The sequence below is a fragment of the Glutamicibacter sp. AOP12-B1-11 genome (assembly GCF_052379245.1).
Classification (GTDB): domain Bacteria; phylum Actinomycetota; class Actinomycetes; order Actinomycetales; family Micrococcaceae; genus Glutamicibacter.
Map to the genome: position 1 here is coordinate 15,097 of NZ_JBQSYL010000032.1, position 13,299 is coordinate 28,395.

Genomic DNA, 13,299 nt, shown 5'->3' on the forward strand with positions numbered 1-13,299 from the left:
AGGAGAACAAAAACGTGGGCCGATACTGAAATACTGTGGATATGGAAGCCACACAGCACAATGATCTGAAGAATCTCGCGCTGCAGAAACTGCGTGCCCTCGTACAGCATCCCGAGGCACAGTTTCACGACGGACAGTACGAAGCGATTAGCGCGCTGGTCGAAGAACGCCGCAGGGCGCTGGTGGTGCAACGCACCGGCTGGGGTAAATCTGCGGTGTACTTCATTTCCTCGTTGTTGTTGCGTGAACAGGGCTTCGGCCCCACCCTGATCGTCTCCCCGCTGCTTGCCCTGATGCGGGATCAGGTGGCCGCGGCAGAGCGTGCCGGAGTGCGGGCCGCGGCAATCAACTCCGCCAATGTACTCGAATGGCGCGAGATTCTGTCCAAGCTGGAACGCGACGAGATCGATGTGCTGCTGGTTTCGCCCGAGCGCCTGAACAATCCCTCTTTCCGGGAACAGCAGCTGCCGATGCTGATGAGCCGCCTGGGGCTGTTGGTGATTGACGAAGCCCACTGCATTTCCGACTGGGGACACGATTTCCGCCCCGACTACCGACGCATTCGTGACCTGATCAACCGTCTCCCGCAGGGCCTGCCGGTGCTTGCCACCACCGCAACCGCGAACTCCCGCGTGGTGCAGGACGTGGCCGAACAGCTCTCCGGCGGAACCCAAGAAGTCTTCACCTTGCGCGGCACGCTCGCCCGCGACTCGCTTCGCTTAGGGGTGCTCCGCCTGCCCTCGCCCCGAATGCAGCTAGCCTGGCTGCTCAGCCACATCGACGACTTCCACGGCTCGGGAATCATCTACACCTTAACCGTCTCTGCCGCCGAAGACATCGCCCGGCTGCTGCGCGATGCCGGGCATCCGGTTGCCGCCTACACCGGACGCACCGACATAGAAGAACGCGAAAAACTCGAACGCGCGCTGAAAGCCAATGAAGTCAAGGCGCTCATCGCCACCAGTGCCTTGGGCATGGGCTTCGACAAACCAGATCTGGGCTTTGTCATCCACGTGGGGGCGCCAAGCTCACCGGTTGCCTATTACCAGCAGGTCGGTCGCGCCGGTCGTGGCAGCATCAATGCCGATGTCTTGCTGCTGCCGGGCTCGGATGACGCAGAAATCTGGGACTATTTCGCTACCAGCTCCATGCCCGACCAGAACCGGGCGAACCAGGTCCTGGAGGCCTTGGCCCAAACCGACGGGGCGATGAGCGTGCCAGCTCTGGAAAGCGCAGTGAACCTGCGGCGCTCCCCGCTGGAGCTGCTGCTCAAGGTCCTCGCAGTAGATGGTGCCGTCGAACGCGTGGCCGGCGGATGGATGCGCACCGACATGCCTTGGGCCTACGACGCAGAGCGCTATAAGCGAGTGGCGCAAAGCCGGGTGCATGAACAGACCCTGATGATTGATTATGAGAACACCCGGGGTTGCCGAATGGAGTTCCTCACCAAGGCGCTTGACGACCCGGAATCAGCCCCTTGCGGACGCTGCGATAACTGCGCTGGCACCTGGTTCGATGACCACATCCCGGATGCGTCCAAAGACAACGCCCAAGCCGCCCTGGTGCGTGCCGGCGTCCAGATAGAACCACGCAAGCTCTACCCCTCGGGTCTGCAGCGACTGGGGCATTCGCTGAAGGGCAAAATCCCGGTGGATGAGCAATTGGCCACCGGCCGCTCGCTGGCACGACTGACCGACCTAGGCTGGGGTAACCGGTTGCGTCAGCTCTTCGCTGACCCGGTGGACAAGCCAATTGACCCCGCCATGCTCGAGGCCTGCACCAAGGTGCTGGCCGAGTGGAACTGGGAACAGCGTCCGGTCGCCGTACTGGCGATGCCCTCGACCAAGCGTCCACAGTTGATCAGTTCGTTGGCTCAGGGGCTGGCGCAGATCGGCCGGCTACGTTATCTGGGGCAGCTGGAATACCGCGGGACGCCGCCACAGGGCGGACCGGGCGGTAACTCGGCCTTCCGTCTGGCAGCCGTGGCAGACGCCTTCGAAATTCCTGCACAGATCGATCAACTGCTGTCCACCGCACCGGGGCCGGTGATGCTGGTTGACGATCTCGCCGACTCCCGCTGGTCCTTGGCGATGGCGGGCCGTGCATTGCGGATCGCCGGAGCACCGGGTGTTTTGCCTTTCACTCTGGGCATAGCAGGGTAATTGCACAGTTAAACGAAGTAGTCTGGATGTATGGAGATCGTCATCTGGCTCGTTGTTGCTATTGCTGTTATTACCCTCGGTTACGTGTGGCTTCAATCTGTCCGGAAGAAAAATACTACTCAGATTTCGCAAGCTATCAGTCGGGAAGCAGCGAAGGATGCAAACGCGAAGCTCGATGACAGCTCACGCAACGCCATCTATCGGAACCTTGCTAAGGGCGACGTCATGGGGGCCGTGCAGAATTATCGTGCGGTAACCGGTGACACGGTAAAGAACTGCGTGATCGCAGTGCGTAGCCTCGACGCCTATCCGCAGACCGCGCCGGTTAAGGAACTGCCAGTTGATGAAGCCGAAATTCAGGCGCTTCGGGACAAGCTGGAAGCTCAGATCGCCGATTCCGAAGAGGACTCGGGCGTGGCGACGTCTCCGGCCGTTGCCCCGGAAGCCGATGAGGATAAGTCTGACGATCTGTGGGTAGTTCCCGAAGAGTGGAGCAATCAGTTCGGCTCCGAGCAAGAACATAGCGCCACGCATTTTAAGATGGCCTTCGAAGTTGAGGGAGAGGCGCACGAGTTCTCCAGCGAAGAACTGCCACCCAACGAATACGATCAGCTGTTCTCGATGCTGCGGGACGAGAACTTTTCTGGTGCCGCCGAAATCCTGCACGGACACACGGGACTCCCCGTCGAAGACCTTGAACGCATGATCTCTACTTCGCCAATTGCCGGGCAAAGCTCGCATGGGAACGTGGCAGATTTTCGTTTCGAAGGCCAAGGCCCAGATGGACCGGTGCACTTCGACGCGGCCGATCTGCCCGAAGCAGAACGCGAAGCGTTATTTGACGCCATCGCGCACACCGACCTTGAACGAATGTCCGAGATCATTGTGCGCCACACGAAATTGCCTGATGACGTCGTGCAAAACATGCTTCGCACCTTCGTGAAGCGCAAGGACTAGATTCGTCGCCAATTTCGTTGCTTCGTGCTCAATGGATGGCTATCGTGAGGAGATACCAGCCAGTTCGACCGCTCACGAAAGGAACCTGACCGTGGATCCAAGCGACAAGGATGCGGACGAGAACTTACCTCCGATCGGCGATGACCAGCAGCAGAACGAGCAGCTAAATGAAGAAGCCGCAGCCAAGCTGCGCGAGGCGGAAGAACGGATCAAGGAAGCCGCGCACGATGTAGAGCTCGACCTGAAATGATCATCGAAAGCCCCTGAACTTTCGGCTCAACCGCCGTGTTCGGGGGTCTCTGCGTTAACGTGCCAATACCGGGCGGACATCCGGAAGCAGTAATTCTGCAAAGACCTAGAAGAAAAGTAAAACCCCCTAGTCACCTAGGGGGTTTTGGCGGACACGGGGAGATTCGAACTCCCGGTCGAGTTTAACCCCGACACTTCATTAGCAGTGAAGCCCATTCGGCCGCTCTGGCACGTATCCATCCGCTGTTTCCAGCAGAATCTAGCCTACCCGAACATGGTCGAGTGTTCCAAAACGAGAGTGTTAACGTACCTGTCGCCACAGGAATTCGTAGCTCGTAGCCAACATTCTGGCGGTCGATTCGTTGTCCGTGGAACCGGCATGCCCACCGTCTTCCGGTTCGTGGTAGCGAACGTTGGCGATGCCCTTGTCGATCATTCTCGCCGCCATCTTACGGGCTTGAGAGGGGCCAACTCGGTCATCGGTGGTAGTCGTCCAAATCAGCGATGCCGGGTAATCATCGGTCGGGTGCGGTTGATCATCCAAGCGATGCAGTGGGGAGAACGTGCGCAAGAACACCCAGTCCTGTGGAACGTCGGGATCTCCGTACTCGGCAATCCACGAGTGCCCCGCCGCCAGCTGGGTATACCGTTGCATATCCAGCAATGGCACACCGCAAGAGATCGCGCCGAACAGCTGCGGGTAGCCGGCAATCATATTGCCCATCAACAGGCCACCGTTGGACCGTCCGGTCGCCGCCAGCCGGGCGCGACGGGTCACACCGCGGGCGACCAGGTCTTCGGCTATGGCTGCGAAGTCTTCATAGGCACGATGGCGGTTTTCGCGTAATGCCGCACGATGCCAGCTGGGGCCGTATTCGCCGCCGCCACGAATGTTGGTCATGACGTATACCGGCAGGCGCCCATTGCCGGAGCGTCTACTCAACCATCCGGCTCCCATAGCCGGGGCATAACCCGGAGTCATGCTGTGCTGGAAACCGCCATAGCCGTCCATCAACACAGAATTTTCGCCGTCGAGTTTCAACCGCGCATCGGCGACTTGGAAGTAGGGCACACGAGTCCCATCGTTGGAGCGCGCAAAATGCTGCGTCACGCTGAACCCGGCAGCGTCAAAACGCTCGGGAGATCGCTTTACGACTTCTGGCTCCGCTCCGATCGACCCACGAAATAAGGTTGTCGGGGTGGTGAAGCCGGTGACCGTCATCCAATAATCATCGGCGGTCGCGGCATCCTCATCGTCCACCGCTCCCACCGAAACGCTGAGCATCGGGTCGGCGAGCGGCAGGGATGTTTCGGCAAAGTTCTCGCGCAGGTCGAATACCCGAATCTGCGCGGCCACATCGTGTAGCAACGAGACCAGCAGGTAGTTGGCGGTGAAGTCCATGCCTTGCAGGGAAGTCTTCGCATCCGGTTGGAAGATGACCTTCTGGATGCGGCCGTCGTTCAGGAAATCGGTGAGATTGCCGATTGCCAGGGACCCTGCAGGAATGAGCTCTGCATGATGTTCCCAGTCGGTTTGCGGGGCGAACAACACCCATTGGCGGTGCAGGCTGACCTGCACATCGGTCGGGACCTCAATATTATGGTGGGTCCCGTCGAGGATGACGCCGGTGCGTGAGTTGTAGAAGTCGATGGCATCGGTAGTCACGATGCGTTCAAAGCCCGGAGCCGAATCGAAATAGCAGAAGGCCGCTACATGTTCTTGGGCAACTTCAAAAACGACCTCGGCATCTTCCAGAGCTGTACCGCGGGTGAGCTTTCGTGCGGTGCGTGCATAAGTTGAACGTGTCGTATCGGACTCGTTGGTAGCCGAAGCGACCAGCAACGTATTTTCATCGATCCAGCTTGCCGAGGTCTTTGCAACGGCGAGGTCGAAACCGTCATCGATGAAGCGCAGGGTTTCCAAATCGAATTCACGCACACGCACCTGATCTCCACCGTCGGGGCTTAACCGGATGAGTGCCCTGCGGTGTGGCTGTCCTTCTGCCGGCCGCAAAAACGCGGACCCGGCGAAGTGCCATGGTTCACCCTGCTGCAGGGCATAGCCGTCCATGTCCAACAGAATTTCCCACTGGGGATTCTCGGTGCGATATGAATCCCACGTGGTACGGCGCCAGAGGCCCAGGCGGTGCTCGGCATCCCGCCAGAAGTTGTAGTAGTAGTCTCCGCGCTTGGTGACCATCGGGATGCGGTCCTGAGCATCCAGCACCCGGCGAATAGCGTCGACCCTTTGCGAAAAGTCGGCATCGTGAAGTTCGGCTTCGGTGCGTTGAGTTTGCGCGCGGACCCATTCCAACGCGGCATCATCGTGGGTGGCTTCTAGCCAGGCATAAGGATCGGTCGTTTCCAGGGATTCAGACGGCGTTGAAGGCATAGCCACAGTCTATGCATTCAAGGTAGATCATGGGCCAGCGACGCTCTTTTGAATTTGGGCCGCAGCTTTTGCCGGGAGGCTGGGGCGCTTGATGGCGTGACAAGTTGCTTCTAGGCAATAATCTTGGAAGGTGAGCAACTTCTGGGAAGAACCCCAACCACAGTACAACGTCGCTATAGTTGGCGCTGGCCCGCGCGGTACCAGTGTCATCGAACGCCTAGCTAAGCTGGCCGTCAAGGTGCCCAAGCTGGCTACCTTGGTACGCGTAACGGTGTTCGACCCGTACCGCCCGGGGTCCGGGCATGTATGGAATCCAAAACAGTCGCTACACTTCCTGATGAACACCCCTGCCTCATTTCCAACGGTAGCTCCCGAAAGGGTCGCAGCTGAACCGGGGCTTAGCTTCCGGCAGTTTGTGGAGGCCAATGGGGATGGCCTCCGGCTCGAAGAGCGTCAAGCCGCTGCGCTGCGCGCCACGCAACCTGGCACCTACCCGCCACGAGCAATTTACGGTCGCTACCTAGAACACGTTTATGACTCGTGCGCCCGCGTGCTCGATGAGCATCCGAATTTCGTTTTGAACTACATCCGCGCTGAAGTGTTGGCGGTTCGCCCGCAGGAGGCTGGCTACCGACTGGATTACCGGTCCTTTGCCCAAGGAGATCCTGGCGCCGGGCACTTAGAGTTCGACAGCGTCGTTCTGGCATTGGGGCATCAGGATGCTGAATTGAACCCGTGGCAAAAACAGCTGCAACGGGCAGCCGAACAAGATGGTGCCACATATCTGCCGCCAAACATTCCGGCGGATGTCGACTACTCGAACTTCAAATCAGGCGAGTCGGCACTGCTGCGCGGAATGGGGCTAAATTTCTTCGACGGCATGGCCGAATTGACTAGCGGCCGCGGAGGAATTTTCAAGGAAGTGAGCCAAGAACCGGGACACCGATTCGAATACATCGCCTCGGGGAAGGAGCCCAAGCTGATCGCGGCTTCACGTCGGGGCACCCCCTATTGGGGGAAACCGGTCGTAGAAGAATTTATTCCAGCGGAAATCACCCTGCGTTTCCTGCACGCAGAAGAGCTGATCGGAAAGGTCGCCGAAGCTCGTCATTCGAATCCGGACGCCGCCTTAAGCTTTTCCCGCCATATCTGGCCCCAGCTGCACCGCGACATACTGTGGGTCTACTACTCAAAATGCGTCGCCACCGAGGCGGCCGGACCGACCGCGGACGCCAGCCGGTTGCTAGCCGGGTTGGAACGGATCCTCGAAGCTGAACACCACGAAGGCAATCAGGTGTGGCTCAGCGAACTGCGCGACTACATTGATCAGTTCCCGCACCTGAAATGGTTGGACATTCCGGCTTTGGCGCGACCTTTTGACCAGGTTGGCTTCGGTTCCCATGAGCAGTACCAGCAGGCGGTGCGCGACTATCTCGTTGGCAATGCGCAGCACAGTTCCGCCGGGCTGCGCGACCCGCTGTCCTGTGCCATCATGACGATGAACGCCGGGCGCATGGTTATTAAGGACCTGGTAACCAAGGGGATCTTGGACGAGCAGTCCCGAATTGAAGAAGTGCAGGCCCACTTTGAGCCGCTGGTCGAAGGCCTGTCCTCGGGGCCACCCCTGGAACGGATCGAACAGCTCCTGGCGCTGTCCCGCGCAGGGCTGGTGAGCTTTATCGGGCCAGAACCCGAGTTCGGATTCGACGATGTACGCGGAAAGTTCACTGTTTCCTCGCCGTGGGTAGATACCGAGATCTATGGCGCGAAGGTCTTGTGCGAAGCGATGATGCCCAGCAACAGGGTACTGCAGAACAACACCCCACTAATCACCCAACTGCTAGCCGACAAGGTGGCCCGCGCGCATACCTGGCGCAACGCCGAAGGCGAACAGATGACGGGATCCGGATTCGACGTGGTGGGCGAGCCCTACCGGCTGATCAACGCAGAAGGTCTGGCCCATCGCGGAATATTCGTGCTCGGCTTGCAGCTTTCCTCGGCACAGTGGGGGACTGCAATTGCGGCCCAGGCCGGAGACCCGACGCACCCGGCCGCGCAAACCTTGCACGATGCGGAGCAGGTGGTCATCGAGATCGCCCGCATGGCGGGAGTCAATCTGGAAGAACTGTTGGCGGGCAGTTCAAAATAAGAAGTCTGGGGCAGCAGATCAATTGATCTACTGCCCCAGACTGTAACGCGGATGGTAAGAGATTTGAACTCTTGGTACGGGGTTACCGCACACTGGTTTTCAAGACCAGCTCCTTAGGCCGCTCGGACAACCATCCAACCCGAAAAACTATACGCTATGAGGAAGCCAAGAAGGGAATCGACATACATGAATGACACGATGCAGGCCTATATCTACACCGGCGCAGGGGGACCAGAAGTGCTTGAAGCACAGGCTCGCCCAATCCCGGAAACGGCAGATCATGAAGTACTAATTGAGATTGCCGCCTTCGGCCTGAACCGGGCAGATGTCCAGCAGCGCAAGGGTGTTTACCCCCCACCTGCCGGTGCCAGCGACATCCCAGGGCTGGAAGTTTCCGGAACCATCGCCAAGGTCGGCAAGCAGGTCACCGAGTGGAACGTTGGTGACCGCGTGGCAGCTTTGCTTGCCGGAGGCGGCTACGCCCAGTACGTCAATGTCGAATCCTCCCACGTGCTGGCCGTCCCTGCCCAGATGGATCTAGTCGAAGCCGCGGGGCTCCCCGAGGTGGCCGCAACCGTGGTCTCGAATATTTTCCTTGAGGGAGCGCTCAAGGATGGAGAAACGATTCTGGTCCATGGCGGTTCCGGCGGAATCGGATCTATGGCAATCCAGCTGGCGAAGGCCGCCGGCGCGACAGTGATTGTCACTGCTTCGTCAGACGAGAAGATTGCGTACTGCAAATCGCTGGGCGCTGATGCGGGGATCAACTATCGCGAAGAAGATGTGCTGGAACGGGTTCGTGAATTGACCGCGGCCAAAGGTGTTGACCTGATTCTCGATGTGGTTGGTGCGAAATATCTGGCGATGAACGTGAAGGCGCTCGCCGTGGGCGGCCGCATGGTCGTCATTGGCTTGCAGGGCGGCGCCAAGGCGGAACTGGATTTGCGCATTCTGATGTCTAAGCGTGCCAGGGTTATCGGCACCACGTTGCGTGCTCGTCCGGCGAACGAAAAGACCATAATCGTCAAGGAAACTTCAGACCGTATTGCACCGTTGCTGGCAGAAGGGAAACTCAGTCTGAACGTCACCAGAACTTATTCTTTCGAAGCTCTCGTCTCGGCGCATGAACATTTTGATTCCGGGACGCATCTGGGAAAAATCGTCGTGCGGGCTTGATTTATCCATACCTCCGTCGCGTAAAGTGACCCGTGGTATTACCACGTGACTCGTTCCACAGGAACTAGTCATCCACATCACTTGAAAGATTCCGAGGAGGCTACTCCCAGTGAGTACCCAAGAAGCCCTGCCGCCGGCGGGCGTGGACCCAGAGATTGTCGAACGCGAAGATAAGCGGTGGACTCCGTTGCGCATCGCCGTCTGGGTTGTCATTGCATTGATCGGCGGCGTGGCCTGGTCCATGCTCGCATTCTCCCGCGGTGAAACCATCAACGCGATCTGGTTCGTTTTCGCCGCGGTGGCGACGTACCTGATCGCTTACCGGTTCTATGCGAAGTTCATTGAGCGCAAGATCGCCAAGCCGGATGATTTCCGGGCCACTCCCGGCGAGTATATGAATAACGGCCGAGACTTTGTGCCAACCGATCGACGGGTGCTTTTTGGGCACCACTTCGCGGCAATCGCTGGAGCCGGGCCGCTAGTTGGGCCGATCCTCGCAGCGCAGATGGGCTACCTACCGGGAACCATCTGGATCATCCTCGGTGTAGTTCTGGCCGGTGCGGTGCAGGACTACCTGGTCTTGTTCTTCTCGATGCGCCGTGGTGGGCGTTCGCTGGGCCAGATGGCCCGTGAAGAGTTGGGTCTGATTGGTGGCACCGCGGCGTTGATTGCGACTCTTGCCATCATGATCATCATTGTTGCCATCTTGGCGCTGGTGGTTGTCAACGCGCTGGGGGAATCTGCATGGGGCATCTATTCGGTGGGGCTGACGATCCCGATCGCATTGTTTATGGGGATTTATCTGCGCTTTATCCGCCCGGGCAAGGTACTGGAAATTTCGGTCATCGGCTTCGCGCTATTGATGTTCGCGATCATCTCGGGCCGTTGGATTGCTGAATCGGCGTGGGGTGCTGAGTTCTTCCACATGGAACGCACCACCATTGCATGGGCGATCATTGTTTACGGTGTCATCGCTGCGGTACTTCCGGTCTGGCTGCTGCTTGCGCCGCGCGACTACCTGTCGACCTTCATGAAGATCGGTGTGATCGGTCTGCTGGCCGTGGCCATCGTCGTAGTCCGACCGGAGATCAGTACCCCGGCCTTCTCCGAGTACGCCTCACGTTCAGACGGCCCGGTCGTCTCCGGCTCGCTGTTCCCGTTCTTGTTTGTCACCATCGCTTGTGGTGCGCTCTCCGGCTTCCATGCGCTCATCGCCTCGGGAACCACCCCGAAGCTGGTCGAGAAGGAACGCCAGACCCGCTTCCTGGGCTACGGCGGCATGCTCATGGAGTCCATGGTGGCCATCATGGCATTGGTTGCGGCGATCTCCATTGATCGCGGCATTTACTTCGCGATGAACTCCTCCGCCGCCGCGACCGGTGGCACCGTGGAGACCGCGGTGGCGTTTGTGAACTCCTTGGGACTGGCCGGCGTGGACCTAGTTCCAAGCCAGCTGACCGAACTGGCGGCCAACGTGGGCGAACCGTCGGTGGTTTCGCGAACCGGTGGCGCTCCAACGCTAGCGGTCGGCATTGCGGTGATCATGAATCAGTGGTTCGGTGGCGTCGCCATGATGGGCTTCTGGTACCACTTCGCGATCATGTTCGAAGCGCTGTTCATTCTGACCGCGGTAGATGCCGGGACACGCGTGGCTCGCTTCATGCTGCAGGACGCTATCGGTAACTTCGTTCCAAAGTTCAAGGACACTTCGTGGCGCCCCGGAGCCTGGATATGTACGCTACTCATGGTGGCCGGATGGGGTTACATTCTCATTCTCGGAGTCACCGACCCGCTTGGCGGCATCAATACGTTCTTCCCGCTGTTCGGTATCTCCAACCAGTTGCTTGCCGCTATAGCTTTGGCGGTGGTCATGACGATTGTGGCCAAGCGAGGCAACTTCAAGCACCTGTGGGTCATTGTGCTCCCGCTGGCGTTCGCCGTCGTGGTCACCTTCGTCGCCTCGTGGCAGAAGATTTTCTCCACGAACACCAAGGTTGGCTACTTCGCAAACCACAACGCGTTCAAGGAAGCCTTGGCCAACGGTGAGACTTCCTTCGGATCGGCAAACGGCGTTGAAGCCATGGAAGCCGTCGTGCGCAATACCGGTGTGCAGGGCTGGCTTTCGGTAATCTTCTTGGTGCTATCGGTCATCGTGATCGCCGCGGCGGTAGTCGAAACGGTCAAGGCGAAGTCCCTTGGCGGCGGAAAAGACACCGAGGACCCATACACGAAATCGAAAATCTTCGCTGCGCAAGGCCTGATCTCCTCGCCCGCAGAAAAGGCACTTGAAGCTCAGTGGAAGAATGTTCCAGATAGCCAAAGAGTGAGCCGTGGTGGACACTAAAATGGAAAAACTTCGCGAAAAGCTCGGCCAAGCTAGGCGTTTCATGGAAGGCATACTCGGTGCAGATAAGTACCGGCACTACCTGGAGCACTTGGCTAACACCCATCCCGAAGCCGAACCGATGACGGAACGCGATTTTTGGCGCGAATACACCAACTGGCAAGAACGCAACCCGCAAGGCCGCTGCTGCTAATTGGAGGGTAGAGCGAAGGAGTCTTGGAACTCGATTTCGAGTTCCAAGGCTCCTTTTCACGTCAAGCGAAGCCACGAAGCTGGGGAGTTTTGAGCAGCGACCGGTAGTCTGGTACTAGTCATTTCGTAGCGACCTAGCAAAAAAGAGTGTGATGGGGTTTTTCTCGCGTCTGCGCGAACAACGCGCAACAAACCGTGACCTTGGGCAAGGCGTATGGCGTCGCGCCCATGACAGGTTCGTGCGCTCTTTGGACCGCGTTTTCCAGGTCTTAGAAGGAATCGAAGACAACGACCTGTACAACGAGGTAGTTACGCAAGCCAATGAGCTGGCAGATCTGCTCCCGCAGGTGCGTCAGCTGTGCATCGATGCCCAGCGGGTGACGCCAAGCGATGACGAGCACATTCCGCAATCCACCTCCAAGGTGCACCGAGCGCTGACCAAGTCAGCCAACGACTTAGCCGCTACGGCTCAGGCAATTGCGATGATGCGCATGCAGGCCAAAGGTGGAGCAGAAAACAATATGCAACCGGTCGAACACCGTGCACAGATCGTCAAAGACGACATTTCGCACGCAGCCAAAATGCTGGCTGACGTGAGCTGAACCGTTGAAACATGGTGCCTTTCACCTCAAGTTCCGCTCCGATGCACTAAATTAGTTGCATGATCCAAACTATTCCACAATCTAATTTCCACGATGGCAACTGCATCGACCAGATCGGTTACGGCGTCTGGAAGATATCCGATGCCGACGCTGAGATCGCAGTTGGCAAGGCGCTGAAAGCCGGATACCGCCATATCGATACAGCCCGTATCTACGGCAACGAAGAAGGCGTGGGGCGCGCAATCGCCACCAGCGGCATTCCGCGTGGCGAAATCTTCGTGACCACCAAAGTCTGGAATTCCGACCAGGGCTACGACAAGACATTGGCGGCGTCCGAAGCCTCCCTCGAACGTTTGGGAACGAGCCACGTCGATCTTTACCTGATTCACTGGTTGCAGCCTCAGCGCGGCACCTATGTGGACACGTGGAAAGCCTTGATTCAGCTACAGAAAGACGGAAAGGCCACGTCTATCGGCGTCTGCAACTTCACCATTGAGGCCATGGACGAGCTCTATGAGCACACCGGTGTGCGTCCGGTGATCAACCAAGTTGAAACTCACCCGTACTTCCCACAGGCCGAGTTGCGCGCTTACGAAGCTAAGCATGGCATCGCCCACGAATCATGGTCTCCGCTTGGCCACGGCGGCGAGCTCTTGACCGACCCGGTCCTTTTAGGGATCGCCCAAAAGCATGAGGCCAGTGCGGCGCAGGTAGTCATCGCCTGGCATTTGGCTTTGGGCAACGTGGTGATTCCAAAGTCAGTCACCGATTCGCGAATCATCGAGAACCTCGAGGCAGTCGAGTTGAAGCTTGATGACGAGGACCTTGCTGCGATCAACGGGTTGGACCGTGGTCCCGAGGGGCGCATCGCGGCAGATCCGGCTACCTCAGACTTCGAATAAATCCGAATCTGCAGAGCATTGAATTTTGGACCCTGGTTTCGGTAGGAACCAGGGTCCTTGACTGCTTGAAACCCAGAGCGGTTGTCGAGATCCGCACTAGGCTGAGATCGGTGCATAATATCCCTCTTGCGACGGAACGCCGTCAGGCTTTCGGTGCAAGGCTGATCCTCACTG

At 58.5% G+C, this 13,299-nt stretch carries 10 protein-coding genes and 2 tRNA genes; 9 read left to right on the forward strand and 3 right to left on the reverse strand.

Annotated features, from left to right (window positions below; genetic code table 11):
* Positions 1 to 41 precede the first annotated feature (41 nt).
* The 3 genes from ACT3UQ_RS16605 (at position 42) to ACT3UQ_RS16615 (ending at position 3,369) form a co-directional block, all read left to right on the forward strand.
* Entirely contained in the window at positions 42 to 2,162 is a 2,121-nt protein-coding gene (locus ACT3UQ_RS16605; protein WP_096285349.1) for a RecQ family ATP-dependent DNA helicase, read from the forward strand.
* A gap of 30 nt (positions 2,163 to 2,192) precedes the next feature.
* The gene (locus ACT3UQ_RS16610; RefSeq protein WP_105553386.1) at positions 2,193 to 3,119 is read left to right on the forward strand and encodes a hypothetical protein; all 927 of its coding nucleotides are present in this window, start codon (positions 2,193 to 2,195) and stop codon (positions 3,117 to 3,119) included.
* A 91-nt stretch (positions 3,120 to 3,210) separates the two neighbouring features.
* Positions 3,211 to 3,369, forward strand: a complete 159-nt coding sequence (locus ACT3UQ_RS16615; protein ID WP_444637559.1) for a hypothetical protein — start codon at positions 3,211 to 3,213, stop codon at positions 3,367 to 3,369.
* 145 nt (positions 3,370 to 3,514) lie between these two features.
* On the opposite strand, the gene ACT3UQ_RS16620 is transcribed toward ACT3UQ_RS16615, so the two are convergent.
* A tRNA-Ser gene (locus tag ACT3UQ_RS16620) sits at positions 3,515 to 3,606 on the reverse strand.
* A gap of 63 nt (positions 3,607 to 3,669) precedes the next feature.
* The gene (locus tag ACT3UQ_RS16625; protein WP_105569675.1) at positions 3,670 to 5,760 is read right to left on the reverse strand and encodes a prolyl oligopeptidase family serine peptidase; all 2,091 of its coding nucleotides are present in this window, start codon (positions 5,758 to 5,760) and stop codon (positions 3,670 to 3,672) included.
* 130 nt (positions 5,761 to 5,890) lie between these two features.
* On the opposite strand from ACT3UQ_RS16625, the gene ACT3UQ_RS16630 reads away from it, so the two are divergent.
* Complete coding sequence (locus ACT3UQ_RS16630; protein WP_105569674.1) at positions 5,891 to 7,909, forward strand: FAD/NAD(P)-binding protein; 2,019 nt, start codon at positions 5,891 to 5,893, stop codon at positions 7,907 to 7,909.
* Positions 7,910 to 7,957: 48 nt separating this feature from the next.
* Here ACT3UQ_RS16630 and ACT3UQ_RS16635 read toward each other — a convergent pair.
* Positions 7,958 to 8,045: transfer RNA gene (locus tag ACT3UQ_RS16635), tRNA-Ser, on the reverse strand.
* A gap of 62 nt (positions 8,046 to 8,107) precedes the next feature.
* Here ACT3UQ_RS16635 and ACT3UQ_RS16640 point away from each other — a divergent pair.
* The 5 genes from ACT3UQ_RS16640 (at position 8,108) to ACT3UQ_RS16660 (ending at position 13,125) form a co-directional block, all read left to right on the forward strand.
* A complete protein-coding gene (locus ACT3UQ_RS16640) occupies positions 8,108 to 9,085 on the forward strand; it encodes an NAD(P)H-quinone oxidoreductase (protein ID WP_105553662.1) in 978 nt (325 codons plus the stop codon).
* A 109-nt stretch (positions 9,086 to 9,194) separates the two neighbouring features.
* On the forward strand, positions 9,195 to 11,429 hold the full coding sequence (locus ACT3UQ_RS16645; protein ID WP_308727248.1) for a carbon starvation CstA family protein: 2,235 nt from the start codon (positions 9,195 to 9,197) through the stop codon (positions 11,427 to 11,429).
* Position 11,430: 1 nt separating this feature from the next.
* A complete protein-coding gene (locus ACT3UQ_RS16650) occupies positions 11,431 to 11,622 on the forward strand; it encodes a YbdD/YjiX family protein (protein ID WP_105553382.1) in 192 nt (63 codons plus the stop codon).
* Between the two features lie 151 nt (positions 11,623 to 11,773).
* A complete protein-coding gene (locus ACT3UQ_RS16655) occupies positions 11,774 to 12,223 on the forward strand; it encodes a hypothetical protein (RefSeq protein ID WP_105650180.1) in 450 nt (149 codons plus the stop codon).
* Between the two features lie 59 nt (positions 12,224 to 12,282).
* Complete coding sequence (locus ACT3UQ_RS16660; protein ID WP_105553380.1) at positions 12,283 to 13,125, forward strand: aldo/keto reductase; 843 nt, start codon at positions 12,283 to 12,285, stop codon at positions 13,123 to 13,125.
* Positions 13,126 to 13,299 lie beyond the last annotated feature (174 nt).

Bases quoted from the DNA above. Each gene is read 5' to 3' on its own strand.
- ACT3UQ_RS16660 (WP_105553380.1), top strand. From the start codon at position 12,283: ATGATCCAAACTATTCCACAATCTAATTTCCACGATGGCAACTGCATC.
- ACT3UQ_RS16610 (WP_105553386.1), top strand. From the start codon at position 2,193: ATGGAGATCGTCATCTGGCTCGTTGTTGCTATTGCTGTTATTACCCTC.
- ACT3UQ_RS16605 (WP_096285349.1), top strand. From the start codon at position 42: ATGGAAGCCACACAGCACAATGATCTGAAGAATCTCGCGCTGCAGAAA.
- ACT3UQ_RS16640 (WP_105553662.1), top strand. From the start codon at position 8,108: ATGCAGGCCTATATCTACACCGGCGCAGGGGGACCAGAAGTGCTTGAA.
- ACT3UQ_RS16655 (WP_105650180.1), top strand. From the start codon at position 11,774: ATGGGGTTTTTCTCGCGTCTGCGCGAACAACGCGCAACAAACCGTGAC.
- ACT3UQ_RS16625 (WP_105569675.1), bottom strand. From the start codon at position 5,760: ATGCCTTCAACGCCGTCTGAATCCCTGGAAACGACCGATCCTTATGCC.
- ACT3UQ_RS16650 (WP_105553382.1), top strand. From the start codon at position 11,431: ATGGAAAAACTTCGCGAAAAGCTCGGCCAAGCTAGGCGTTTCATGGAA.